This window comes from Achromobacter marplatensis (assembly GCF_002209535.1).
Classification (GTDB): domain Bacteria; phylum Pseudomonadota; class Gammaproteobacteria; order Burkholderiales; family Burkholderiaceae_B; genus Achromobacter; species Achromobacter marplatensis.
In genome coordinates, this window is the sequence record NZ_NJIG01000005.1 from 1 (window position 1) to 26,344 (window position 26,344).

The 26,344-nt window shown below is 67.1% G+C and carries 14 protein-coding genes; 7 read left to right on the forward strand and 7 right to left on the reverse strand.

The genetic code is table 11. The features are described from left to right. Window positions 1-11,810, reverse strand: an 11,810-nt coding sequence (locus CEY09_RS12850; RefSeq protein WP_158218667.1) for a two-partner secretion domain-containing protein, incomplete at its 3' end; no start/stop codon positions are given. 21 nt (window positions 11,811-11,831) lie between these two features. Beyond that, window positions 11,832-13,493 carry a ShlB/FhaC/HecB family hemolysin secretion/activation protein gene (locus CEY09_RS12855; protein WP_377785535.1) on the reverse strand — a complete coding sequence of 554 codons (1,662 nt, stop codon included), beginning with the start codon at window positions 13,491-13,493 and terminating at the stop codon, window positions 11,832-11,834. Between the two features lie 386 nt (window positions 13,494-13,879). Between CEY09_RS12855 and CEY09_RS12860 the strand changes: the two genes are divergently transcribed. From CEY09_RS12860 to CEY09_RS12890, 7 genes are all read left to right on the forward strand, one after another. Continuing rightward, on the forward strand, window positions 13,880-14,392 hold the full coding sequence (locus tag CEY09_RS12860; RefSeq protein ID WP_035213506.1) for a winged helix DNA-binding protein: 513 nt from the start codon (window positions 13,880-13,882) through the stop codon (window positions 14,390-14,392). Between the two features lie 9 nt (window positions 14,393-14,401). Next, window positions 14,402-16,255, forward strand: a complete 1,854-nt coding sequence (locus CEY09_RS12865) for an ABC transporter ATP-binding protein (protein ID WP_088588912.1) — start codon at window positions 14,402-14,404, stop codon at window positions 16,253-16,255. 50 nt (window positions 16,256-16,305) lie between these two features. Continuing rightward, the gene (locus tag CEY09_RS12870; RefSeq protein WP_006225780.1) at window positions 16,306-17,838 is read left to right on the forward strand and encodes an ABC transporter substrate-binding protein; all 1,533 of its coding nucleotides are present in this window, start codon (window positions 16,306-16,308) and stop codon (window positions 17,836-17,838) included. Window positions 17,839-17,988: 150 nt separating this feature from the next. Beyond that, the gene (locus CEY09_RS12875) at window positions 17,989-18,912 is read left to right on the forward strand and encodes an ABC transporter permease (RefSeq protein WP_006225779.1); all 924 of its coding nucleotides are present in this window, start codon (window positions 17,989-17,991) and stop codon (window positions 18,910-18,912) included. A 5-nt stretch (window positions 18,913-18,917) separates the two neighbouring features. Next, window positions 18,918-19,787: an ABC transporter permease gene (locus CEY09_RS12880; RefSeq protein WP_006225778.1), complete on the forward strand. Its 870-nt coding sequence runs from the start codon at window positions 18,918-18,920 to the stop codon at window positions 19,785-19,787. A gap of 71 nt (window positions 19,788-19,858) precedes the next feature. Beyond that, window positions 19,859-21,598 carry a M14 family metallopeptidase gene (locus tag CEY09_RS12885; protein WP_088588913.1) on the forward strand — a complete coding sequence of 580 codons (1,740 nt, stop codon included), beginning with the start codon at window positions 19,859-19,861 and terminating at the stop codon, window positions 21,596-21,598. A 63-nt stretch (window positions 21,599-21,661) separates the two neighbouring features. Then, the gene (locus CEY09_RS12890) at window positions 21,662-22,099 is read left to right on the forward strand and encodes an acetyltransferase (RefSeq protein ID WP_006225776.1); all 438 of its coding nucleotides are present in this window, start codon (window positions 21,662-21,664) and stop codon (window positions 22,097-22,099) included. Here CEY09_RS12890 and CEY09_RS12895 read toward each other — a convergent pair. From CEY09_RS12895 to CEY09_RS12915, 5 genes are all read right to left on the reverse strand, one after another. Next, a complete protein-coding gene (locus CEY09_RS12895) occupies window positions 22,074-22,277 on the reverse strand; it encodes an oxidoreductase-like domain-containing protein (RefSeq protein WP_088588914.1) in 204 nt (67 codons plus the stop codon). The genes CEY09_RS12890 and CEY09_RS12895 overlap by 26 nt on opposite strands. Window positions 22,278-22,307: 30 nt before the next feature. Then, window positions 22,308-22,865, reverse strand: coding sequence for a GNAT family N-acetyltransferase (locus CEY09_RS12900; RefSeq protein ID WP_088588915.1), 558 nt, complete (start codon window positions 22,863-22,865; stop codon window positions 22,308-22,310). Window positions 22,866-22,984: 119 nt separating this feature from the next. Next, window positions 22,985-24,508, reverse strand: a complete 1,524-nt coding sequence (locus CEY09_RS12905; RefSeq protein ID WP_088588916.1) for a lytic murein transglycosylase — start codon at window positions 24,506-24,508, stop codon at window positions 22,985-22,987. Between the two features lie 88 nt (window positions 24,509-24,596). Next, window positions 24,597-25,961 carry an MATE family efflux transporter gene (locus tag CEY09_RS12910; RefSeq protein ID WP_088588917.1) on the reverse strand — a complete coding sequence of 455 codons (1,365 nt, stop codon included), beginning with the start codon at window positions 25,959-25,961 and terminating at the stop codon, window positions 24,597-24,599. Window positions 25,962-25,969: 8 nt separating this feature from the next. Then, window positions 25,970-26,332: an SEL1-like repeat protein gene (locus CEY09_RS12915; protein WP_088588918.1), complete on the reverse strand. Its 363-nt coding sequence runs from the start codon at window positions 26,330-26,332 to the stop codon at window positions 25,970-25,972. Between the last annotated feature and the right edge of the window lie 12 nt (window positions 26,333-26,344).

A 26,344-nucleotide genomic window follows, 5' to 3' on the forward strand; every position in this document is an offset into this window, starting at 1 on the left:
TTGAGCGTGGTGTCGCCGCCCGACTGCATCGCCAGCACGTTGCCCGCCGTGATGTTGCTGTTGGTCCAGCTTTCATCGCGGCCGTTGGCGTTGCCCCGGCCGACCGAGGCGCCCAGTTCAAGGGTGAAGCCGTTCTGCTGGCCACCTGTCGAATAGCCGATGCCGATGCTGGCGCTGCTGCTCTTGCTGTCCGTCTTCTGCTCGAACGCATTGCGCGCCGCTTGCAGCACGATGTCGCCTTCGGCCTTGAGCACCGCATTGTTGCCCGCAGACAGGTTCGACCCCGTGACGGTAATGTCCGAGTCCTTGCCCGCGCCCTGCGCCACGATCGTCAGGTCTTTGCCGGCCGACACCGTCGAGCCGAATGCGCTGGACGAACTACGGTCGGTCGTGCTGCTGCTCTTGCTGGTGCCCAGGCTAAGCTTGATGCTGACGCCGCCAACCTTGTCGATCTCGTTGGAGGAACCGGGCTTGGCAAGTTCAGCCGCCGCCGCGGCTTTGGCCGAGGCCTGCACGGCGTCATACGCATTGACGGCCGCCAGGCCAGTCGTGGCGCCAGCCAGGCCCTTCATGACGGCGTTGTCCGTCTTGCCCGCAGCATCCGCCATGCGCACGCCGGTCTGCACTGCGCTGACCATGGGATTACTGGCGGTAAGCGTCACCCCCGTCTGCTTGATCTCGTGGAATTCCTTCTGCTGCGTGGTGTCCAGCGCCGCGCCGATGTTGACTTCCTTGCCAATCAGCGTGATGTCGCCTTGCCGTGCGACGACGTTGCTGCCCATGATGTTCAGGGCGCTGCCGGCGTTGATCAGCACATCGCCTTCGACGCTGCCGACGGTGCTGGCGTTGTGGTAGACCTTCTTGCTATCCAGCGAATCCGTCTGTTGGCTGGTGCCGTAGCTGAAGCCGCCCATCGCGCCGAAGCCCGACTTCTTGACCATTTTGTAGTCGTAGCCGTCCTCTGCGTTCTGGCCGGCCAGGATGTTGACGTCGCGGTCGGCCGACATCACCAAGTCCTTCTGCGCGCCAACGTTCGAGCCCGCCACGGTCAGGTCGCGTCCGGCCATCAGCACGGCAGTGTCGCCGGTGAAGGTGGTGGCCAAGGACTGCTCCCAGTCGAGGGCTGTCTTGGTGTGCGTGGTCTTGGACGAAAGGAAGCCCGTGGTCTTGTAGCGGACCTCGTCGTAAGCCGATCCGGTTTCTGCGCCGGCGATCAGGTTGATGTCGCGCCCGGCCCCCACGGCGAGCTGCTTGCCAGCGGTGACGTCGGCCGCACGCGCAGTGACGTCCTGGCCCGCGATCATCGTGAGGTTGCCGCCCGCGGCCAGGGTCGAGCCGATCTCCGTGCTGGTGCTCAAGTCGTGGCGGTTCTTGGCGTTCAAGACCAGGGATTCGCCGTGGCTTTCGGTAAGCGTTTCCAAGGCGATGTCGCGGCCTGCCTGCAGGCGCGCGTCGTCCTTGACGGAGACCTGCGCGGCAGTCAGGGTGATGTCGCGCCCGGCCTGCATGCTGAGGTTGCCGGCATCCACGCGGGCGACGCCGCTGATGTGCGAGCCCCAGGTGCTGCCGAAGTCCTCTGAGGCCGCGGTGGACGTAAGGGCGATGTCTCGTCCCGCCTTCAAGGCAACGTTGTCGCCCTTGATCAGCGAGACCAGGTTGGTCAGGTCTTCGCGCGCGGCAAGATCGACGGTGGATCCCTGGATCAGGCCGCCGGCCTGGTTGACGATATTGCCCGCCGTCATGACGGTGGCGTCGCGCGAGCCGATGGTGCCGCTGTTGACGATGTCGCCTTCGGCCGCCAGTTTGACGTCCCGGCCGGCCATGAGCGTGCCGTCGCCCTTGAGGTCGCCGTCGCGCACCAGCAGGTAGACCTGGGGCACGAGCACGCTTTCGGTGGTGCCGTCGGGCAACGTGACGGTCTGCTCCACCAGCCAGACCAGGTCGGTAGCCAGATGGCGCTGCTGCTCCTCGGTCAGTGCGACGCCAAGCTGGATGCCGTTGTCGCGTGCAAATTGCGCGCCGGCGGCGAGCAGAGCCTTGTACTGGCTGTCGTTGTCGCCGTAGTTTTCGAGGAAACGCTGGCCGGTGGTGGCCAGGATCTGGTCAGACACCAGCTTTTGCTCGTAGAAGCCGTCGCCCAGGCGCTTGGGCTGGCCCGAAGGCGTCAGGAACTTGGCGCCCGGGGGGACCAGGGAGTCCCAGCTGCCCAGGCGCGCACCCGACAGGTTATTGCCGCCGGCGACGGCGGCTGCGCCGCCCGCCGAGAGCGCGCCGCCCGCGCCCAGCGTGGCGCCGGTCGGGCCGGACGCGCCTTGTGCGTCCAGACGCTGGCCGTCCAGGCTGCCGCTGGCGCCGACCATGGCGCCGCCCTGGCCCGCACCCGAGACCGAGCCGGCGCCCACGCCGACGTTGACGGGTCCGGTGCCAACCTGGCCGTCCTGGCGCAGGCCGTCAAGACCGCCGCCCGAACCGGCGCCGCCGCCGATGATGGTGCCCGGCAGCGCGCCGGGCTGGTTCAACAGGTCGAGCAAGTAATCGCTGGAGACGGTGGGCCGCTGGCCGACGAAACGCGGATCGGTGGCGACGATGTAGGGCGCATCCGGCCGGCCGTTGACGGTGTAGAGCTGGCTGTCCGGAATGCCGGCCGGGTTGGAGACGGTGCGCACCACCGTTCCGCCGGGCAGGTCGACGCTGGCGACCAGCACCGGCCTGGGTCCGCTTCCCCCGTTGCTGGCGCCAGGTGCGGAACCGTCGAGCTTGACTGCGACGTAGCCCCCAGACGTGCCGACCGGAAGCTCGATGGGCTGGCCCGCCAGGGTGGCGTTGTACGCACTGGCGTATTCCTTGCGATCGCTCGAGCGCGCTTGGGTCACCGTAGCGGTGCCGACTCGCGTGACGATGCGTTCGCCGCCCGCGCCAATGTTGTTGATGGCGGGACCGGCGACGGTGAGCGCGCCGCCTGCGGCGATCTGGCTCTTGTCGTTGGTGACCGAGCCGGTGAGCGTCATGGCTCCGCCCGACAGGATCTTGCCGGGGTCGGAAGAAACGGTACGGGTCTCGGTGACGGTCTCCTGCACACGGTAGTAGGTGAACGTGCCCACCAGGCGGTTGCTGAAGTCGGCGTTGAAAGCGCGAATGCGCGCGTCCAGCAGGTCGTGCCGGCTCTCGTCTCGCGCGATCGCTGCGTCACGCTCCGGCGTGGACACCATTTCGCACTGCACGCCTCGGCACGACTCGACCATCGGCGGAATATTGCCCTCCGGCGGTGGCACCCCGAATACCGACCAGATCCTGTCTCCCGGCGCATAGCGCGTCTTTCCGACACAATTCTCGGTATTGACGCCGCTTGCCAGGCATTCGCGCAAATTCGCGATGCGCGCCGGAGCAATCGGTGCATCCTGCCCCGCCTTCCCTTTGTAGGAAGGCGCGTAGTCAAACGGGGGGCCGTACTGCGACGCCGGATACGTAGTCGACGGCAGCAGGAACATGCGCTCCGGATCGTCGTCCAGCCAGGCCGGATCCTTGCTGCACATGGGCGTCACTTCATCGCACAGCCAGTTCGTTTCGGCGTCATACATATCGGTGGTGCCGGCCGGTGTGAAGTACACCTTGGGTGTGGTCGACACCTGCACCGTTTCGCTGACATAGCGATCGTTCTGGTTGCGGATGGACGCCGCCGAGATGTTGGCGTTGCCGGCAGCCTCGATAGTGGCCGAGGCGTTCAGCAGGGAAACTGCCTGGCCCGTGGCACGGCCGGCGGCATCCAGCGCGCCGCCGATGCGCAGGTCAGCGCCCGTGTAGACCAGCGCGTGATCGCGGTTGACCAGCGAGCCCACGCCCAGGTCCATGCTGCCGCGCGAGGCGATGACGGCGCCGCCGCCCGCGCCCGCGCCGTTGACCAGCGAGCCTGCCTGGATCGCGACGGCATCGCCATAAATGCGGCCCGTATTGTCCAGGCTGCCCGCGGTGATGCGGGTCGAGCCGCCGTCGATCAGGCCGGCGTTGTTCAGGCCCTGGGCCACCTTGATGGTGTTCACGCCGCCGGCCAGCAACGCTCCGGAAGCCTGGTTGTTCAGCGAATCCGCCGTGATGCTCAGGTCGCGTGCAGCGGTGATCTTGGCGCGGTTGTCCATCGCGCCGCCGACCGACAGGTTCAAATCGCGGCCGCTGGCGATGTCGCCTTCCTGGTTCAGGGACCCGGCGTATTGGAACGACAGGTCGCCCGCCGATTGCAGCGTGCCCAGCCCCTGCAGCACCTGCGTAATGACCGTCAGGCTCTTGCCCGCCTGCAACTTGCCCTGTGCGTTCTTGAGCGTGTCGGCGATGATGCTGGCGTTGCCCTGCGAGGCGACTTCACCGCCTGTGTTGTCCAATTCCTTGGCGGTCAGGGTAAGGTCCTCGATTGCCTCGATGGAGCCCGCCTGGTTGTTGACGCGGTCCGCCACGATGGAGACCACCTTGCCCAGCACCCCCTTGGGCGGCGCGTCCGCGGCGCCCAGCGTACCGCTGTTGTCCAGACTGGCCGCGTTCAGGGTCAGCGCGTTGTCTGCCTGGATCAGGCCGCCGCGGTTATCGATTGCGCCGGCAGCGGTAAGGGTAAGATCTCGGGCGGCCAGCGTGCCGTCGCGGTTGACGATGCTTGCGGCTTCAATATGCGCGTCACCGGCTGCGGCAATCAGCCCGCCGGTGCTGTCGAGTTGCCCGCCCAGCTTGATCGCGGCGTCGCCCGTCGCGGTCAGCTTGCCGCCCTGGTTACGCAGATCGGCGCCGGTGATGTCCAGGGTTGCCCCCTGCACGACGGCATTGCTGGTGTCTATGTTGCCCGGTGTCGCCAGGGCAAGCTTGCCGACCGCGGACAGTTTGCCGCCCGCCAAATCCAGCCCTCCCGCGGACAAGGTCACATCCTTGCCGGCCAGGCTGGTGCCGCGATGGACGATGGATCCGGCCGTCAGCGCAATGCTGCCCGGCAGACTGAGCGAGCCGTCGGCGCCCACGCCAGCGACGAACCGGCCGGCGTTGGAAAGTTGCCCCAACGTGGTGGCGACCAGATCGCCGCCCGCCAATACCGACCCCGTGTTGTCCAGCATGGATCCGGCCGACAGGCGGGCGTCCGTGCCCGCCGAAGCGACCCCGGCGTTGCTCAGCGCGCCGCCGGCGCTCAAGTCCAGCGCCGCACCCGCCTGCAGGCGGGCATCCTCCAGGACGGAGAGCTTGCCGCCGGCGTTGACGATGAGGTCGCCTGCTTGCGTAGCGGCAATCCCGCCCAACGTTGCGTCCGTGCCTGCCCGCAGCGTCATGCCTTGTTCCGCCGCCGCCGCGCCGAAGGCGCTCAACGCGCCACTCGCTTGCGCGGTCAGCGATCCTCCCGCCTGCAGGCGCGAATCCGCCCCCAGCGATAGGTCGCCGCCCTGCGCGTGCAAAGACAGGTCGCCCTGCAAGGCGGCGACGGTGCCGTCCACCGTCATGCGGCCGCCCGCAGTCAGCGATTGCGCGCCGCCCGCCAGCAGGCGTCCGGCCGCTTGCAGCGAATCTTGGGCGGTGGCGATCAGATTGCGACCGGCCTGCGCCAGACCGGTGGCGCCGACCGCGATGTCACGGCCCGTCAGCGTCAGGTCCGCGTCCGTGGCTGCGGTGCCGTCCACGCGCGCGTCGCGCGCGGCAGCCAGCGCCATGTCACCCACCGAGCTCAGGGCGCCCGCCGCGTACAGGTCGCGGTCAGCGCGGGCAGTCAACGTACCCGCGGCCTGGACCTGGCCATTTTGCTTTGCGATCAGGTCGCGCCCGGCCGTGATCGTGGCATTACCCGCCGCGCTCTCGCCCAACGCGGCCACGACGCCGCCCAAACGGGCGTCGCCGGTTGCGGTAAGCGTCAGGCCGCCGCCGGCGGCAATGACGCCATCGGCGTCCAGGTCCGCGCCCGCGCTGGCGCTCAAGCCACCCGAAGCCTGCATTCTGCCGGCGGTGCCAACGCGCAGGTTCTCGCCGGCATTGGCCGTCAGGCCGCCTTCAAGCGCGGTGGCGATGCCGTCGATGCGAATATCGCGCAAGGCGCCCAGGACGATGGGCGAGCCAGCGGTCGCCGTGCCCGTGATGAACAGGTCGCGGCCCGCCTGGGCTTGCAGCGTGCCGCCGCCGCCGCCCGCACCCGCTGCGGTGCCCGCAGTGCCGGCGATGCGCAAGTCCTGGCCTGCGTTCAGCAGCAGCTCGCCGCTGCCCTGGGCCAGGCCCGCCTGGCCGATGGTCAGATTGCCGCCCGCGTCGGCGCTGAGACTGCCGTTGGCCACCGTCTTGCCGTTCAGCTCAGCGTCCGTGCCGGCCTTCAGAACGATGTCTTGCTGGCCGGAGATCGTGCCGTTCGCCAGCAGCTTGCCGCCAGCTTGCGCCTGCAGCAGCCCGCCCGCTTGCAACGCGCTTTGGCTGCCCAGCTTGATGGCGCCGCCGCTGCTGGCCTTGAGCGCTCCAGCATCGGCCAGAACCGTGCCATCCACCGACAGGTCCTTGTCGATTTGCAGTGTCGCGGATTGCCCCGCCACCAGCATGCCGGCCAGCGTCGCGCTGTCGACCTGCACGTCGACCGAGCCGTCGGCCTGCTGGCGCGAATCCGCCGCGGTAGCCAGCGCGCCGCCGGACAGGATCGTCAGCTTGCCCGCGGCCAGACTCTGCCCTGCAAGGCTGATGTCGGAGACCGCGTCCAGTATCACGTCCGCCAGCGAGGAAACCGTGCCCGCCGCCGACAGCGTGCCGCCTGCGCGCGCTTGCAGCATGCCGCCCGCCAGCGCCCGGCTACCGGCCGACAGCGCCATGTCCAGGCCCGAGATCAGATCGAGCGTACCGTTGGCCGACGCGGCCGTTCCGGACAGATCCATCCGGCCGCCAGCTTCCAGGCGCACGCCCTTGTCGCCGCGCACGGCCCCGGCCAGTTCCAGATTGCCCGCAGCCGCCAATCGCGCCTGCTCCGAGGCGTCGAGCTGCGCCGCTGCGCCGAGGCGCATGTTGCCCCCTGCACTGAAATCCAGCGCGCCGTCGGCGCCCAGTCTTCCGTCCACGCGGACGTCGCGCACCACGCGCAACTCCGCATCGGCGGAGGACACAAGGATGCCGTCCAACGCCAGATCGCGGCCCGCTTCGGCCTGCACGCCCTTGCCTTGCAACTGACTGGCGGCGCTCAGCCGCATATCGTTGCCGCTCTTCAGGTTCAGCGCACTGCCATAGGCGAGCGCGTTGCCGTCCACGCGCAGGTCGCGCGCGGCGTCCAGCGTCATGCCGCCTTCGGCCAGCGCCGTGCCTGCAAGGTTCAGGTCCTGCCCCGCCTGCAGCGTCATCGACGCGTCGGATTGAAGGTGCGAACCGGCCGCGGCCGTCAACGTCTGGCCCGCGCTGATGTCCAGGCCGCGCGCCGTGTAGACCTGCCCCGCCAAGGTCGCGGTACGCGCGGCCTGCATGGTCAAGGCGTCCAGCGAACTGAGCGCGCCCGCCACGCGCAGGTCGCCAAGCGTCGTCACATTGACCGGACCCTTTGCCGCCACCCGCGCAAGTTCGCTCATCGACAGGTCGCCTCCGGCGTCCAGACTCAGGCGGCCGCCGTTGGCGGCAAGCGCGCCATCGACGGACAGCTTGCCCGCGGCCGTCATGGTCATGTCGCCGTTGCCGCGCCATGCACCGGCCAGCGTCATATCGTTGCCGGCCCGGGCCTGCGACGCCCCTTCGGCATCCCATTGCGCCGTCGTGCCCATGGCGAGGTCGCGCCCAGCGACTAACGACAGGTTGCCAGTGGCCGCAGCCTTGCTATCGACGCGCGCGTCGCGTCCCGCGGTCAGCAGAATGTCGCCGCGTGACGCCATCGCGCCGCCCGCCAGCAAATCGCCGGTGGCGCGCGCCGACACGCCATTGCCCTGCGTGCGGCTGGCGTTGCCCAAACGCAGGTCGTTGCCTGCATCCATCGTCAACAGGCCGCCATAGGCCAGCGCCGCACCGTCCACGCGCAGATCGCGCGCGGCCTCCAGCGTCAGGCCCTTATTGGTTTCGGCCTCGCCGGCAAGGATCAGGTCCTGCCCGGCACGCAAGGCCATGCCACCCTCGGATTGCAGGCGCGCGTCGGCGCCCGCCAGCAACTGTCCCATTGCTTCCAGCAACAGCGGGCCGTCGGCCAGCAGCTTGCCCGTGACCGTGCCATCCGTTCCCGCTTGAGCCGTCAATCCGGCCAGCGACGACGCCGTGCCCGCGACGCTCAGCGCGCCCTTTGCGATCATGGACAAAGGCCCGCCCGCCTGCGCGCTGCCGCCCACCGCCATGTCACCCTCGGCGGCCAGGGTCAACGCGCCTTGGGCCGCGCCGGCCGTGCCGCTGACATCCAGCGCGCCGCCGGCGCGGACATCGGTGCCCTGGTTACTCAGCAGGCTGCCCGACAAGGCCACGTCGCCCCCGGCGTGCAGGCTGGCCCCTCCCGTCGTTTCGACCTGACCCGTGAGCGTCGCCTTGTCCTGCGCACGCAGCATCAACCCGCCATCGACGCTGAGCTTGGCGCCGAACACCGCGTCGCGGCCGGCGGTCAGGGTGGCCGATCCTACCGACACCATCTCGCCGCCGGCGATGAGGTCCCGCGCCGCCAGGGCGGTAACACCCTTGCCCTGCGTCTTGCTGGCATCACCCAGCAGCAGATCGCTGCCGGCGTTCATCGCCAAACCGCCGCCGTAGGCCAGCGCGCTGCCGTCCACGCGCAATCCGCGCACCGCGTCGATCGTAATGCCGCCGTCACTCAAGGCCGTGCCCGCCAAGCTGGCGTCCTGACCCGCGCTCAACGTCATGTTCTTGGACGATTGCAGTTGCGCGGCTGGGCCTGTCTGCAAATCCGTGCCTGCATGCAGCAACAAGGTATCGCCGGAGAGAAGTTTTCCGCCCACCTTTGCGCCGCCCGCCGATACCAGGGTCAACGCCCCCTGGCTGGCCAGTTCGCCGTCCACCGTCAAGGCGCCACCGCTTTCGCCGCGCAACGCGCCGCCTGCCTGCGCCTTGCCCTGGCTGCCCACCGTCAGGCCACTTCCTGCCAGCAGATCGATCCCGCCCGAAACCGCCAAGGTTTCACCGTCCAGCCACAAGGCGCCGGCGGCTTCGATGCGGTTTCCGTTGTTGCTGCGCACGGTGCCCGCCAGCGCCGCATCCTGCCCCGCCTTGAGTTCCGCTTTGCCTTCGGCGTCCAGTTGGGCGCCCTGCGCAACGGCCAGATTGCGGCCGCTTTCGAGTTTCACGTCGTTCGTGGCCGCGGCTTTGCCGCCCAGGCTGGCATCGCGGCCAGCGTTCAGCGCGATATCGCCGCGCGCGGTCATTGCGCCATCCGCCTGCAGATCGCCACCGGCACGCGCCGTCACGCCTTCGCCCTGCGCACGGCTGGCGCTGCCCAGCAGCAAACCGTTACCTGCGTTCAGGGACAACTCGCCGCCATAGGCCAAGGCGGCGCCGTCCACGCGCAGGTCACGGCTCGCGTCCACGTTCAGGCCCGCATTGGTTTCCGCTATGCCGGCCAGGGCCAAGTCGCTCCCAGCGCGCACTTGCATCGCACCTTCCGATTGCAGGCGCGAGTCCACGCCCGCCGCCACCCGGCCTATCGCGTCCAGCAGCAACGGGCCGCCGGCCAGCAGCTTGCCGTTGACGGTGGCATCGCCCGCGGCCTGGGCCGTCAGCCCGGCCAGGGATGACACGGTACCGGCCACGTTCAACGCGCCCTTCGTGTCAAGCGTCACCGGGCCGCCTGCCTGCGCGCTGCCGCCCACGGTCAGGTCGCCGTCCGACGCCAGGGTCAACGCGCCTTGGGCCGCGCCGGCCGTGCCGCTGACGACGAGCGGCCCGGCCGCGCGCAGCTCCACGCCCTGATTGCCGCTCATGCTGCCCGTCAGCGTGGCGCCGTCACCTGCTTGCAGCCGCGCGCGGCCTAGCGATTCCAGCTGTCCGGTCACCGCCGCGGCACCTTGCGCACGCACATCCAGGTCTCCGCGCGCCAGCACTCGCGCGCCTACCGCGGCATCGCGTCCCGCCTTGAGTTCTACCGTGCTCTCGGACACCAGTTCGCCGCCGGCCCGCAGATCGCGCGCCGCGTCCAGTCCGACGCGCGTGCCCTGCGCCTTGCTGGAATCGCCCAGGCGCAAATCGCCCCCGCTCTTCAAGTTCAGCGCGCCGCCATAGGCCAGCGCGCTACCGTCCAGGCGCAAGTCTCGGGCGGCCTCGATGGCCAGCGCACCATCCGTCAGGGCCGCTCCGGCCAGCGTGACGGCCTCGCCCGCCCGTATCGTCATGCCGCGTGCCGACTGCAGCTGCCCCCCGGCATCGGACACGACATTCGCGCTAGCCTGCGCCTGGAACGTGCCGGACGCGTATACCTGATTCGGCAACACCAGGTCACGACCCGCCTGCAGCGTGACGCCTTCCTTTGCGGACACGATGCCCGCCGCCATGGAAGCGCCGCCCCCCTGCCCACCGGGCGTGACGGGATCCGGCGTTTTACCGGATTCACTGCCAGCGTTTCCCGTACCCGTACCGGAACCCGTACCCGTACCGGAGCCCGTACCCGTGCCGGAGCCGTTTCCGCCGGCATTGCCGCCGGTCCCGCCCTGGCCCGGCTGCGGCGCGACCGCCTGGCCCGCCACCTTCAGGTTGCGGCCAGAGGTCGCGCTCACATTCTGATCGGTGGTCAGCAGATTGCCCGACAGCGACAGATCCTTGCCGGCAGCCATGCGCAAGGCGCCTTGCGTGCGCAGGCTGCCCTGCGTACCGACAAGGGCGTCACCGCCGGCCGCCACGCTCAAGGCCCCGCCCGCCGCGACGGCGCCCTGGACGGAGACGTTGCGCACCGCGGCGAGCGCGGCGGTTCCGCCGGCCTGCGCTGCGCCCTGCACGGCCAGATCACGGCCGCTGTCCACGCGCAGATTGCCCGCCGCCTGCACGGTGGCGCGCGGGGCGATGCGGACATCGCCCGCGGCGTTGACCTGCAGGTCGCCGGTCAGGGCGACCAGATTGCCGCCGATGTTCACGCCTACCCCTGCCTCGGTGCCGATCAGGCGCACACTGTTGGCGTACATGCCGCCCAGCGCCGCGCTATCCAGGGCGACCTCGGGCACCGCCCCGTCGCCCACCTGAGCGGAAACGGCGCCGGACGCGTAATCCACCCGGGCCGCGCCCGCGCTCACGTTGAGCCGGTCGGCCCAGACGTCCGCATTGATTTCCAGCGTGCGCGCCAGCAGGTCCACCTGACTCAGGTTGGTGCCGTTCAGCCCCGCGCCTTCGACGCGGATCTTGCCGGAGGCGATGTCGAACCCGATGCCGCCGTCGGCGCCGACCTGCGGCTTGCCCGTGGTCAAGGTGGCGCGATCGGCGTTGAGAAAGCCGCAGCCATTGCAGGTGATGCCCGCGGGATTGGCGACGATAACGTTGGCCCGGTTGCCGGCCACTTCCAGGATGCCAAGCAATTGGGACGGATTGGGCGCGGTGACCTGGTTCAGGATGGTGCTGGCGCGCTGATTGCCCAGCATGGGGTTGCCGCCCACCTGGCCCGCCAGTTGCGTCTGGCTTGCGCCGCCGCTGTTGTTGAGCACGGCGCCCGACGGGCCAACGTTGAATTGCGTGTAACGGTTGTTGGATACGCCGCCAGCCGAAGGCGGCGCGATGTTGATGACGGGTACGCCATTGTTGACGCCCACCGAAGGCTTGGCGCCAGGCACGCTCTTGTCTACCGAGATCGGCAAGGTCTGCGCCAACACCGGCGTCCAGATCTGCGTGAAGACAACGGACCAGACAATCAGAGAGCGTAGTTTGAACATCATGCGCATCCGGTGGAAATGAGATCAGAACTCGAACATCAGGACCGCCGCGAACACGGTCGAGGCGGTCTTCAGGGATTCAGGCTTTTTCAAGGGCCAGCCAGCTGACAGGTCGTAGCTGGCATTGACATAGGGCATGCCGACCCGCCCGCGCAGCCCGGCGACGGCGCCGACCAGCGTGCGGCCGGACAGCGACGCGGCAGACGGACCGCCCACGCGGCCCGCGTCCAAACCCGCGTACAACTGATGGCCAGGCACGTGCAAGAGCTTGTCCAGGCCTAGCGACAAGTCATTGCGAAGCGTCCAGCCGTCCTCGGCAGCCAATGTCAACTGCCCGTCAAAACCCCGTACCGCGTAACGATTGCCGATGGTGAAGTAATCGGACGGCACAATCGGGGTCTTGGCATGCTGGATCTGCCAGTTCACCTGGTAAGCCCAGGCCTGGTCCGCCAGTTCAAACGGCAGATGCAGGCCTGCATTCGCCGAGAGAATCGTGCTGCGGCCGTTCCAGTCCGGATCACCGTAGACGTAGCCAGGCCTGTCCGACAGGCCCGCCAGTGTGCCGCGCACGCCCCCACCCACGTCCAGCACTGCCCGGCCCAGATAGTGGCGGTGTCCCAGGTTGAACTCGTAGCCCGTGACGTCGCGCCGCTGCACGTCGATGTCTACGTCGTTAAGCGTGCTGGTCGTGCGCTTGCGCAGCAGCGTCAAGGACGACGAACCCTTGTAGGAAGGGCCGCGATAGGGCACGGCGGACACGCCCGCCTGCACCTGCTTGGTGGTGCCGCCGTAGATGATGGGTTCGTCGAAGCCGGCTACGGTTTGCCGGTAGGTCGACTTGCTGGTGCCCGCGAAGAACGCCCAATAGCCGAAGGGAATGCTGTAGTTGATGGACGCCGCACGCGTGTTTGAATTCGAGTCGCGCCAGCGCGCGTTGCTGTTCCAGGACACCGACAATTGGTCATACAGGAACAACGGTGAATCCAGTGTCAGCCCGGCATTGACCTGATACTTGCCGATGGCATCCATGCCACCGTTGTCGCCGCCAACATAACCGTGCCAGCGCTTGCCGGAGCCTGGGCGAATGACAATGTCCGAATCGCCCAGTTCGGGGCCGGGCGCCACGTCTATCGTCGCGTCTGCCTGACCGCCCAGCCGGCGAATATTCTCCAACGCCTGATCCAGATCGCGCTGGTTCAGTTCGCCGCCTGGGCCCGTCGGCACCGCCGTACGCCACCAGCCAACGGTGTTGTCGCCTTTGACGCCGGATATCCGCCCCGGCACATAGCGCAGCGTCAGCCTGCCCTCCGCCAACGATTGTTCGGGCACCAGCACCCGAGCGGTCACCCTGCCGCTGTCGATCAGTTCACTGGTCAGATATTCCTGCAATGTCCGCAAGCCTTGCCCGCCCACGCAGTGATCCACCACCGCGCGGCTGGCTTGCAACACGAATGCGGGCGGCTGTGCGCCAACCCAAACCAGTTGCTTGATGACGAAGCAGGGAGTCTCGGCCGGAAATTGCAGGGCTTTTGCGGCAGGCTGACCTTCAGGCGTCAGGACGTCAGGGCGTTCAGCGGCCCGCTGGCGTTGTGCATCGATTTCAAGTTCCTGCCGGCGCTGGATTTCGGCGGCGCGCCCGCCATCAGGCAGAGGCTGAGCAAAAGCGGCTGCCGAAGAACCGATCACGGCGACTGCAGCCAGCCCTCTCCCTCGCCTGAAAAAAGCAACTCCCATATGTATGTCTCACTGCAAAAACCGCGATGTTTTGTCTATTTTGGATATTTATAGTTACTTATTTGCCACACACGGACGATATGTATCTATTTGTCTCCTTTTATATTGAAACTTTCGCCCCCCCCCCAAATTAGAAGAACTTGCGCGAAAAAGAAATCAGATGAATCCGAATTTCGAGCCTTATCGCGGGTTCCAAAATATCGGTAGCCGTTTCCGATCTCTCAGGTGACGCACCCGCCCCCTTATTCCCTCGGGTTATCCCGAATGCCTCCATATCGACAAATCGTCAATAATTCGCCAACATTTTGTCATCGATCCGTCCCTCAGCTACCTTGTCCATGTCCGTATCCGTCCGGGACGCCATTGTTTCCTCCGCCCATCTCGCCTCGTCCGCCCCGGAGCTGTCCGAGGTGGAATTCGGCCTGATCATCGCGTCCCACGCCTTCAACCGCTGGATGGTGCGCTGCATGGCGTGCGCCGGCTTGCCCGAACTGACCTCGCTGGACATCCTGGTGCTCAACCACGTGTTCCATCGCGGCCGAGGCAAGAAGCTGGCGGACATCTGCTTCACGCTGAATGTCGAAGACACCCACCTGGTGAACTATTCGCTGAAGAAGCTGGAACGGCTGGGCGTGGTGCAAAGCGCCAAGACGGGCAAGGAAGTGATCTACACGACCACCGAAGCCGGCGCCGCCGCGATCCAGCGCTACGCCGAAGTGCGCGAGCAATGCCTCGTCAAATCGTTCATCGACTCCCCCGCCGCGGACGACGCCAACCACCAGTTGGCCAACACCCTGCGCACCCTGTCGGGCCTGTACGACCAGGCTGCCCGCGCCGCCACCTCGCTGTGAGAATCCACGTTGTCTAGCACTACTGCCTCTTCGTCCGCCCCGTTGCTGTCCGTACGCGGCGTATCGGTTGATTTCAATACCGACAACGGCGTGTTCCGCGCCGTCGACGGCCTGGACTTCGATGTCCGGCCCGGCAGGACGCTGGCAATCGTCGGCGAATCGGGCTCGGGCAAGTCCGTCACGTCCATGGCGATCATGCGGCTGACCGACTACACGAGCGGCCGCATCGCCACGGGCCAGATCCTGTTCCGCGACAACGACGGCCGCGAGACCGACCTGACGAAGGCCACTGACGAGCAGATGCGCGCGATCCGCGGTAACGACATCGCGATGATCTTCCAGGAGCCGATGACCTCGCTGAACCCGGTCTTCACGATCGGCGACCAGATCGTCGAGGCCATCATGCTGCACCAGCAGCTGTCTCGGTCCTCCGCCCGCCAATCGGCGCGCAAGCTGCTTGAGAAGGTACGCCTGCCGGACGCCGAGCAGCTGCTTGACCGCTATCCGCATCAACTATCCGGCGGCATGCGCCAGCGCGTGATGATCGCGATGGCCCTGTCGTGCCAGCCGCGCCTGCTGATCGCCGACGAACCGACCACTGCGCTGGACGTGACCATCCAGGCGCAGATCCTGAACACCATCCGCGAATTGCAGCGCGACCTGGGCACGGCCGTCATCTTCATCACGCACGATATGGGCGTGGTGGCCGAGATGGCCGACGACGTGGTCGTGATGCTGCGCGGCAAGAAGGTCGAGCAAGGCACCGTCGACGAGATCTTCAACGCGCCCAAGCATCCCTATACCCGCGCGCTGCTGGCCGCCGTGCCGCGGCTGGGCAGCCTGACCGGCAGCGACCTGCCGCTGCGCACGCCGCAGACCGTGCTGGATGGCGACACCCTGCGCGAAGTGGGCGAAACGCGCGAACAGGACACGGCGCGCTACGACGAACCGGTGCTGCGCGTTGAAAAGCTGACCACCCGCTTCGATGTGGGCCACAACCTGTTCGGCCGCGTCACGCACCGCGTGCATGCCGTGGAAGAAGTGAGCTTTGACGTCTACCCGGGTGAAACGCTCGCGCTGGTGGGCGAATCGGGCAGTGGTAAATCGACCATCGGCAAGACCCTGCAGCAGCTCGTGGCCCCCACCTCGGGCGCGGTGCGCTACAACGGCCAGGACATCTTTTCGATGGACGCCGCGGGCCGCCAGCGCCTGCGCCAGGAAATCCAGTACATCTTCCAGGATCCCTACGCGTCGCTGGATCCGCGCAAGACGGTGGAGTTCAGCATCGCCGAACCCATCCGTACGCACGGCCTCCTCGCCGGCGACGCCGCCATTGCCCGCCGCGTGGGCGAACTGCTTGAGCAGGTGGGCCTGAAGCCCGAACACGCCAAGCGCTATCCGCACGAATTCTCGGGCGGCCAACGCCAGCGCGTCTGCATCGCGCGCGCCCTGGCCAGCAACCCCAAACTGATCATCGCCGACGAATCCGTGTCGGCGCTGGACGTGTCCATCCAGGCGCAGATCCTGAACCTGCTGATGGACCTGCAAAAAGACCGCGGCCTGTCCTACCTGTTCATCACGCACGACATGGCGGTGGTGGAAAAGGTCAGCCACCGCGTCGCGGTGCTGTATCTGGGCCAGATCGTGGAACTGGGCACGCGCCGGCAGATCTTCGAATCGCCGCAACATGCCTATACCCGCAAGCTGCTGGCCGCGGTGCCGGTCGCTGAACCCGGCCGCCACATCGACACGTCGTTGATCGAAGGCGAAATCCCCAGCCCGGTCCGCCGTGTGGGCGACGAACCCGCCATCATCCCCCTGATCGAATTCGCGCCCGGCCACCAAGTGGCCCGGGCGGCTTGAATCCCCCTTTTTCCCTCGGCCCGACCCGACTTCCCGTCCCTGGAGCGAACATGCAATCCCTACGCACCACCTTCACCGCCGCCGCCCTGACCCTGGCGCTGGGCGGCGCGCTGCCCGCCGTCTTCTCGACCGCGCATGCCGCGGGCACGCTCAGCGTGGCCATCAACCAGGACCCGGGCAGTTGGGATCCGATCGACACCTTCGTGACCTTCTGGGGTTCCGTGGGCGGCAACCTGTACGACGGCCTGACGATGCGCGGCGCCGACCTGAAGCTGCAGCCGGGCCTGGCCACCAGCTGGGAATACCTGGACGAGAACAAGCGCCTGCGCTTCAAGCTGCGCGAAGGCGTCAAGTTCCACAACGGCGAACCCTTCAACGCGGAAGCGGTGAAGTTCACCTTCGACCGCCTGCTGGGCGCGGAAGGCGCCAAGGGCCCGCAAAAGTCCAACTACGACTCGATCGGCGAGGTCAAGGTCGTGGACGAGCACACCGTCGACTTCATCCTGAAGCAACCCGACCCCGTGCTGCTGACCAAGCTGGCCGGCTACGGCGCCATGATCGTGCCGCCGAAGTACATCAAGGAAAAGGGCGAAGACTTCTTCAACACGAACCCGGTCGGCACCGGCCCGTTCAAGTTCGAAAGCTACCAGCCCAAGGTCAATGTGACCCTGGCGCGCAATGACGAATACTGGGGCGGCAAGCCCAAGCTGGACAAGGTCGTGTACCGCTTCATCGGCGAACCCGGCACCCAGGTCGCCGAACTGCAGGCCGGCCGCATCGACATCGCCACGCTGATCCCGCTGGGCCTGATCGACACCGTGAAGAAGTCCGGCAACGCCGACGTGATCTCGACCGGCGGCCCCGTGGCCTTCGCCCTGCGCTACAACACCAAGGGCGGCATCACCCAGAACCGCGACGTGCGCCGCGCGCTGATCATGGCCGTCGACCGTGAAGCCATCGTCAAGCAGCTGCTGCTGGGCCAGGCCAAGGTCATCGCCAGCTTCCAGGGCCCGCAGTCCTTCGGCTACAACCCCGAACAGAAGCCCCTGCCGTTCAACCCCGCCGAAGCCAAGAAGCTGCTGGCCGCGGCCGGCGTGAAGCCGGGCGCCACCGTGCAGATCGACGTGCGCGGCAGCGACTCGAACTTCCGCGAAGTGGCCCAGGCCGTGTCGGGCTACCTGCAAGCCGTGGGCGTGCGCGCGACCATCAAGCCGTACGAAACCGGCGTGCTGCTCAATGACATCATCCCGGGCGGCAAGACCGGCGAAATGTGGCAGAACCAGTGGGGCGGCTGGACGTACGACTACGACAACACCGCCTACCTGATGTACCACACGGGCCAGAAGTGGAACCCGTACGACAACGACGCCAAGCTCAACGGCATGCTGGAAGCGCAACGCACCGTCTACGACGTGAAGAAGCGCGAAGCCATGCTGCAGGAGATTGCCGGCTACGTGGCCGACCAGGCGCTGGAACTGCCGTTGTACAGCCTGAATACGATCGTGGGCGTGAACAAGCGCGTGAAGAACCTGGAAGTCCCCGGCGACATCCGTTTCCGCTTCCTTGAAGCCAGCGTAGATTGAACCCACCCCCGAAGCGCTCACGCGCTTCCCCCTCAAGGGGGCATGCCTAAGGACCGGCGGAGCCGGCTCCTTGGCATCCCACTGGCACTGTGCCCCTTGTGAAGCAATAACATTACCGACCCTCTCCGGCGCAAGCCGGGGCGGCGCCTTATGACCGGATTTCTCATTAAACGCGTGTTGCAGGCGGTCTTCGTGATCGTCGCCGTGACGCTGCTTGTCTCCTATGCCGTGCGCCTGACCGGCGACCCCGCGCTGATGCTCAGCCAGGGCTCGGGCAGCGTCACCGAACAGGACCTGGCCAACATCCGCCAGGCGCTGGGCCTGAACCGCCCCTTCCACGAGCAATACCTGTCGTACATGCAGGGCCTGTTGCACGGCGACTTCGGCCGCAGCTTCATGGGCGGCACGTCGGTCGCCAAGCTGATCGGCGACGCGCTGCCCGCGACGCTGATGCTGGCTTTCACGTCGCTGATCTTCTCGATCCTGATCTCGCTGCCGCTGGGCATCCAGGCGGCCATCAAGCGCGGCAAGACCACCGACCAGGCCATCCGCATCCTGTCGCTGGTGGGGCTGTCGTTCCCCAACTTCTGGCTGGCGCTGATGCTGGTGCTGCTGCTGTCGATCACGTTCCCGCTGCTGCCGCCTTCGGGCTGGAGCGGCCCGGCCAGCCTGATACTGCCGTCCCTGACGATGGCCATCATCCTCAGCGCCACCAATATCCGCCTGGTGCGCACGACCATGCTGGAAACGCTGTCGGCGCAATACATCATGGTGGCGCGCAGCAAGGGCTTGAAGGAACGCGTGGTGCTGTACAAGCACGCGCTGCGCAATTGCGCAATTCCGCTGATCACCTACCTGGGCCTGCAGTTCGGCGGCCTGATCGGCGGCATCGTCGTCATCGAGATGGTGTTCAACTGGCCCGGCCTGGGCACGCTGGCGTTCGACGCGATTTCCGGCCGCGACTACCCGGTGCTGCAAGGCACGGTCACCGTGCTGGCCACCGTCATCGTCCTGGTCAACCTGATCGTCGACATCGCCTATGGCATCGTCGATCCCCGTATCCGCACGCGGTAAGCATCATGCAGACAACCACCCCCACCGCCGCCGCTCCCAAGCCCTTCAAACCGCGCAGCCGCTACCGTTCGCTGGAATTCGTGCTGGGCGCCCTGCTGACCGGCGTCATGGTCCTGCTGGTGCTGACCTCCGGCTGGCTGTTCCCGGACGGCGGCGAATCGATGGACCTGGCCGCCCGCCTGATGGCGCCCTTCTCGTCCGCCGCGCATCCGTTCGGCACCGACCCGCTGGGCCGCGACGTGCTGGCCCGCGTGATCGTCGGCGGCAAGATTTCGCTGATGGTGGGCTTCGCGTCCGTCCTGGGCGGCGCCCTGCTGGGCATCATCATGGGTCTGATCGCCGGCTACTACCGCGGCTTCTGGGACATGATCGTCATGCGTTTCGCCGACGTGCAGCTGGCGCTGCCCTTCATCCTGGTGGCGATCACGTTCATCGCCATCCTGGGCGGCGGGCTGTTCAACGTCATCTTCTTCATGATCGTGTCGCAATGGGTGCAATATGCGCGCCTGGTGCGGGCGCAGGTCCTGGCGCTGCGTGAACGCGAGTTCGTGCTGGCCGCCCGCGCCTTTGGCGTGCGCGATCTGGCGATGATCCGCCACCACATCGTGCCCAATCTGCTGGGTCCGCTGGTGATCCTGATGACCTTGAACGTGGCCAACAACATCCTGCTGGAAAGCAGCCTGACCTTCCTGGGCCTGGGCGTGGATCCGATGATCCCCAGCTGGGGCGGTATGCTTGCGGATGGCCGCACCTACATGCAGACCGCATGGTGGGTCAGCGTCTTCCCGGGCCTGGCGATCATGCTGACCGTACTGGGCCTGAACCTGCTTGGCGACTGGCTGCGAGACCGCCTGGACCCCACCGGCAAGGTGTAAAGCACAAATGCCCCGCAAGGGGCATTTTTCCCATTGCCGGGTGACGAAAGAACTCCGAAGGAACACAAAGCATGTCTTTGCTGGAAAAAACATTCGACCGCACGCTGGACGCCTGGACCCACGCCTACATGGCGCCCGCCTGGCGCGGGGCGGTCGTGGAAGGTTGGCTGTTTGAGGGCGTGGACGCCCGCCGCGCGGCGGAAGCCCGGCTGGCGCAGGCCGGTGTGACGGCGCGCTTTCGCAGCGCGTACAAACCGCTGGTGCATTTCTTCCTGGAAGACGTCGAGCGCGAGGGCCTCGTGTCCGCCCTCGTGCGTTACCCGTTGCACGAGCATGCCCAGGCCAAGCGCTTCACGCTGGAAGCCTACCCGCTGGTCGCCCTGATGGAAGGCGTGCGCGTGGTGATGCAGGCCGGCGCATCCGACCTGCACTATGACGTCACGCTGACCTACGCCGACGGCCGCAAAGTAGAGACGCGCGTCTTCGCCCCCAACCAGCTGGGCCAGGCCCAGGACGGCAAGCCTGAACTGTCGCCCACCGGCTGGCTGCGGGTACGCGACGCCGATGGCCAGGTGCAGACCGATGCCGCCCAGGCCACCGAATACCAGCAAGTGTTCCGCAGCATCGTCGACACCGTGCGCAACCACCCCTGGGGTGCGCACGAGCCGTACTTCGACCGCCTGGAAATCCGCGTCGACCTGCCGGGCATGGACTTCGCCCTGCCCGTGGACGAAGAGATCGTCAGCACCTTCGAAGCGCTGCACGAGGATGTGTATTTTTCGTTGCTGGAACATTTCCAGCACCACTCCGGCCGCCCCTCCGGCGACCGCGGCCTGCAGCCCGGGCAGATCATTCCCGACATCCGACGCCATGACGGCGCCGCGCGCGTGCAGATTTCGGTCGAACCGTTCGAGGCGCCGGCGCCCGTTGTGGCCACCCCGCTTGACGCCCCGCTGGACCAGCGCCGTGAACCCCTGACGGCCGGCCAGATCGCCGGCTGCATGGCGGCGTTCGGCGGCGATGCGTTCCAGGCCGTCTCCCGCCAGGGCCGCCCGGTGCTGGGCACCTATGTGCGCGGCCCCGGCCCCGCCGTCTTCATTTCCGGTGCGCAGCACGCCAACGAGACCTCGGGCGTCGTGGGCGCCCTGCGCGCCGCGCAGACGCTGGCCGCCCGCGGCAACGCGCACTTTGCGCTGATCGCCGCCGAGAACCCGGATGGCTACGCGCTCTTTAACCGCCTGCGCGAACACCATCCGCGCCACATGCTGCACGCGTCGCGCTACAGCGCCCTGGGCGACGACATCGCCTACCGCGAACACGCCCCATTCTTCGAACGCGACGGCCGCCACCAGGCGCACGCGATCAGCGGTGCGCAGCTGCACATCAACCTGCATGGCTACCCCGCGCACGAATGGACGCGTCCGCTATCCGGCTACCTGCCTCGCAATTTCGAACTGTGGACGGTCCCCAAAGGCTTCTTCCTGGTGTTGCGCCATCATCCGGGCTGGAGCGAACGCGCGCGCCGCCTGATCGAAGGCGTGACGGCCCGGCTGGCCCGCAATGTACCGGGGCTGGTGGAATTCAATGCGCGCCAGTTGGAACTCTTTCATGCGCACGCGCTCGAATCCGGCTTCGACGTGCTGAACGGCATTCCGGTGCAGATCACCGAGAGCGATCGCGAAGAGCTGCCGCTGGCGCTGATCTCGGAGTTTCCGGATGAAACCGTGTACGGCGACCGCTTTGTTTTCGCGCATACTGTGCAAATGGAAACCGTCCTGGCGGCTACCGAGCTTTACCGTTCAGGACTGTAGGCAGGATGAAGGCGCGGCGGCCAAGGACCGCGGCGCCTTTGGACAAACAGAATCAATAAGAAAATGAATATCCGAGAACGCAATCACGGCGACGACCTGGTCCTGGCGGACATCTGGCTCCGTTCAGTGCGCGCCACGCATTCCTTCCTGACCGAAAAAGAAATCCAGGCCATGTACCCGCAGGTGCTCAACACCTACCTGCCATCGGTACGCGTGTGGGTCTGTGAAGACGATGCCGGTGAACTCGCCGGCTTCATGGGCCTGTCCGGCAACAAGGTGGAAATGCTGTTCGTGGACGCCAACAAGCGCGGCAAAGGCGCCGGCCGCCGGCTGCTGAACTTCGCGCGTTCGCTGCACGGCACCCTGCTGGTGGATGTGAACGAACAGAACCCGCAAGCTCACGGCTTCTACAAGCACTACGGATTCGAAGACGTGGGCAGGTCGGCCCAAGACGACGCGGGCCGACCGTTCCCGATCATCCACATGAAGTTGGCAGGTTGACCTGCACTTCGTGGCGGGCGCGCCAGGCCTTTAGCGCCTCGCGGTAGGCTTCCATGGCCTCGTCATAGCGGTCGTATACGCAGGGGATGCAACCGCTGTTGCAGCATTCCTCGGGCGCGGGGCGCTCCGGCGGAACGGGCTGCGGGTCGTTGTCTTCGGGAAGGGTCGTCGTGCTCATGACGCAATGTTAGCGCCGATCCGCCCGCCCTCAGGCACTGGCTGGCGCGTGGGCGGCCCGCCATTCCCTGCGCCGGATTTCATAGCGGACCTTGGCGCTGGCATCGTCACCCCCCGTTTCGCCCACATACCGCAAGCCGGTCTTTTCCATGACGCGGCGAGACGCCGCATTGGAGCGCAGCGCCACGGCTGACAGCACGTCCACCGGCAACAATTCGAACCCCATTTCGATCAACGAGGCGGCGATCTCGCCCGCGTAGCCCTGCCCCCAGCAGTCGGGCTGAAAGGCGTAGGCAAGCTCGATGGCGCCGTGGTCGCCGGACACCGTGTACTTCAGGCCGGCACGGCCCGCCAGCGCACCCGTGTGGCGATCTTCCAGCACATACATGCCATACCCGTACTCGTCCCAATGCGAGACGTTCTGCGCCACGTAGAGCCGGCTGGCGGCGGCGTCGCGGGTACCGCCCATCGTCTCCATCAGATCGGCATTGGCGTGCATGTCGGTGATGAACGGCAGATGCCCCTGCCGCATGCGCTGCGCGCGCAGCCGCGGAGTCAGGAAAATGTCAGGAAACACGGATTGCGGCATGACAAACGGGCCTATGAGGTGACGGCTCCATCATAGCGTCGCCGGGCCGCTACCGGCATCATGTCTGCCGGTGCGACCCGTGTCTTACGCCGCCGTCGAAGCCGAAAACGGTACCCGGCTTACTTGGGCGGAAGCGCGCGCGCCGCCAACGGCGGATCAGCCTTCAGGATGTCGAAAATGCGCTTGCCCACGCGGCCGTCCTGCGGCAGGTTGCGGCGCTCTTGCTCGGCGCGCACCGCGTCGCGGGTCTTGGCGCCGGGAATGCCGTCCGCCACGCCGATGTCATAGCCGCGGCCATAGAGGTCTTCCTGCAGTTGCTTAATCTCGGCGCGCGACAGGCCGGGATCGTCGGTGGGCCAGGCCGCGACGATGCCAGGGCCGCCCTGCAAGCGGTTCAGCAGCAGCGACACGGCCAGGCCGTAGCGGCGCGACTGGTTGTAATGCAGGATGGCGTCGAAATTCACCGTGGCCAGGAACACCGGGCCCTTGGCGCCGGTGGGCGCAAACAGATAGGCCTGCTCGTCGTTGCCCGACGGCAGCTTGAGCACCGAGCCGTCGCCTTGTTTCAAGCCTGCCTGGGCCCATTGCGCGATGCTGCGGCGGTCTTGCGAACCCACGTACTCCGCGTCGGGCTCGGGCGGAATCGCAGCGGCGATTTCAGCCGGCACGCGCACTTCCACGACAGCCGGCAGGCCATGCGTCCACTTGGCGCGGCGCTTGCGCAAATGGTTGGCGGTGGAGGCCAGCGCATCGGGCAGCGAGTTGTAGAGGTCGATACGGCCATCGCCGTCGCCGTCCGCGGCCAATTCGTAGAACGAGGTCGGGATGAACTGCGTCATGCCGAATGCGCCGCTCCAGGAACCCACGAAACTGTCGGCGGGGACCGTGCCGTCGCGCAGCAGGCGCACCGAGGCGTAGGCGTTCTTTTCCCACAGCGTCTTGTTTTCGGTGCAGGCGCGCGTCAACCAGGCGTTGAGCACGTCGGTCTTGCCGATCTGGCGGCCGTAGTTCGTTTCGATACCGAAGATGGCGACGAGCGTGGCCGGATCCACCTGATACTGCTGGCCGATCGCATTCAGTTGCGGCCCGACCTTCTTCATCACGGCGCGGCCGTCGTTGACGCGTTCATCATCAACCGTCTTGGCGATGTAGTCCCACCAGCTTTCGCGCCCTTCCGGCTGGCCCTTAGCGGATGCCACGGTCGTCGGCAACAGCTTGGCGTTGGCGGTGTACTTGTCCCAGTCGGCCACCGTCAGGCCGTTTGCCGTGGCGCCCTTGCGCAGCTTTGCGATGCACGCCTTGGTGTCCAGTTCGGTCGGGATAATGACCGTGGGCGCCGCGGCAGGCTCCGTTGTGGCCGTCGCGGCGGGCACTTGGGCCGGGGCCGGGGTCGCCGTGGCGGCCGGAACCTCTGTGGCGGCGGGCTTTTTCGCCGCCTCTTGCGCGGCCGTCACATCGTCGAAGGAGCGCTTGGGCGTCAAGGCCGGTTGCACCGGCGCCGGGGCGGGCGATTGGACGCGCGAACCGGTCGCCGACTCGGGCGATTGCGCGTGGGCGGCGCCGGCGGCTGCCGCCATCACGGCGGCAGCCAGCAAGGCGCGGGAAAAGGTATCGATTCGAGGGCCTGAGGAACGCTGGCGCATGGTAATCCTGAAAAATCGAAGTCAGGCAGGATCGTACCGCGACCAGCCGCCGAAATCGAACCGTGCGCCGTCGCACCGCAACCTGGCGCTAGGCGCCCCGCTTGGCCAACAGCGCGGCCGGCGGCTCGCGCAGCACGCGCAGGCAGACGATCATGGCAATCACGCTGAACAAGGCAAAGCCCAGGCTCTGCCCCAGCATCACCCCTTCGGGCCCGCCGTAGTGCGCGCCCAGCCACACGAACGGCAAGGTGCCCAGGGTGGATCGCAGCCAGCCGATGACCGTGGAATAGGTGGCGTAGCCCAGGTTGTTGAACACGGCGATCGACACGAAGAACAGGCTGTTCACCGCCCAGGCGAAGCTGCCGTAGCGGCAGAAGAAAATGATCAGGTCGCGGCCCGGGCCCGTGACCTGGAACACGTCCGGCACCCAGGGCGCCAACACCGCCAGCACCGTGGCCGCGGCAAAGCCGTAGCACAACGCCCAGCGCGCAGTCAGCCTGACGGTCTGTTTCACCCGCTCCCACTGCCCCGAACCCAGGTTCTGCCCAAGAATGGGGCCGATGGCGCCGGGCAGCACGAAGAACAGCGAGTAGGCCAATTGCAGCACGCGGTCCACCACCGTGGCGCCCGCCATGACGCTGGGGCCGAAGCCCGCGTACGTCGAGACGGTGAAGATCACCGCTGCGGGCGTAGCCAGCGTGGTCAGGGCGGCAGGCAGCGCAATCTTGCCGATGGCCGCCAGGTCGGCCTGCAATGCACGCAACGCCGGCCAGGCCACCAGGCGATGCTTGCGCAACACCAGCCATGCGCCCAGCGCCACCGTGGCCAGGCGGCCCACGCCGCTTGCCCAGGCGATGCCTTCCATGCCGCCATCCAGCACGAAGATGACGATGGGATCCAGCGCGGCCACCGTGGCGGTGCCCGCCAGCAGCACCCACATGGACTGGCGGCCGTGACCCGCCGCGCGCAGCAGGTTCGACAGCATCATGCCCACCCCCATCACCACCGCGAAGGGCGTCGTGATCAGCACATACGACAGCAAGTGGCCACGCACGTCTTCCGCCAGGCCGATGGCCGCGGTAAACGGCCCGATCGCCGCCAGGAAGATTGCGCCGGCTGCCACCGCCGATCCCGCCATCAGGATCAGCGACGCCCCGGCCAGCGTCCGCGCGCGCCGCGCATTGCCGGACCCCAACGCACGCGACACCAGCGCCGCGCCGCCCACGGTGACGCCGATGCACACCGACGTGATCGTGAACTGCGTCATCGACCCGAAACCGACTGCGCCCAGCACCGCTTCATCTTTCAACGTGCCCAGGTAAAACAGCGACAGGAATTCCACCGCGAAGACGGCCAGCATGCTGGCCCAGCCCGTCAGGATCATTTCCAGCACATGTGGGCCCAGGGGCCCGGACACGAAGCGGGCGCGCGGATCGGCGGCAGGAGCGTCCAAGGCCCCCCCTACCGCAGCGCAGGCTGCTCGCGCAGCTGCCGCAAACGCTCGATGGCGTCTTCGTACCCTTGCGCGGCTGCCGCCTCGTACCAGCGCAGCGCGGCTTCCCTATCGACCGGCTCAAGCATCACGGCCTGCATGAACTGGGCGCCAGGATTGCCGCGCTGCGCGTCGGCCAGCAAGGCGCGCTGGGCCATGGCGTCCTGCCGCGGCGACTCGCCGTAGATGTGCGTGTCGCCACTCAATTCCCCCTCGACCTGATGGCGCAGCGAAGGCGGCGTGTGCGCGAACTGATGCCGCCAGAACAGCGCGGTCAGCACCAAGGCGACAAGCAGGAAGACAATAGAGATGAACAGGCTTTTACGGGTCATGGATAACGCAGG

What these genes read in the sequence shown, in the direction of transcription:
- CEY09_RS12860 (WP_035213506.1), top strand. Translation starts at nt 13,880, where the DNA reads ATGTCCGTATCCGTCCGGGACGCCATTGTTTCCTCCGCCCATCTCGCC.
- CEY09_RS12870 (WP_006225780.1), top strand. Translation starts at nt 16,306, where the DNA reads ATGCAATCCCTACGCACCACCTTCACCGCCGCCGCCCTGACCCTGGCG.
- CEY09_RS12875 (WP_006225779.1), top strand. Translation starts at nt 17,989, where the DNA reads ATGACCGGATTTCTCATTAAACGCGTGTTGCAGGCGGTCTTCGTGATC.
- CEY09_RS12880 (WP_006225778.1), top strand. Translation starts at nt 18,918, where the DNA reads ATGCAGACAACCACCCCCACCGCCGCCGCTCCCAAGCCCTTCAAACCG.
- CEY09_RS12885 (WP_088588913.1), top strand. Translation starts at nt 19,859, where the DNA reads ATGTCTTTGCTGGAAAAAACATTCGACCGCACGCTGGACGCCTGGACC.
- CEY09_RS12890 (WP_006225776.1), top strand. Translation starts at nt 21,662, where the DNA reads ATGAATATCCGAGAACGCAATCACGGCGACGACCTGGTCCTGGCGGAC.
- CEY09_RS12895 (WP_088588914.1), bottom strand. Translation starts at nt 22,277, where the DNA reads ATGAGCACGACGACCCTTCCCGAAGACAACGACCCGCAGCCCGTTCCG.
- CEY09_RS12900 (WP_088588915.1), bottom strand. Translation starts at nt 22,865, where the DNA reads ATGCCGCAATCCGTGTTTCCTGACATTTTCCTGACTCCGCGGCTGCGC.
- CEY09_RS12905 (WP_088588916.1), bottom strand. Translation starts at nt 24,508, where the DNA reads ATGCGCCAGCGTTCCTCAGGCCCTCGAATCGATACCTTTTCCCGCGCC.
- CEY09_RS12915 (WP_088588918.1), bottom strand. Translation starts at nt 26,332, where the DNA reads ATGACCCGTAAAAGCCTGTTCATCTCTATTGTCTTCCTGCTTGTCGCC.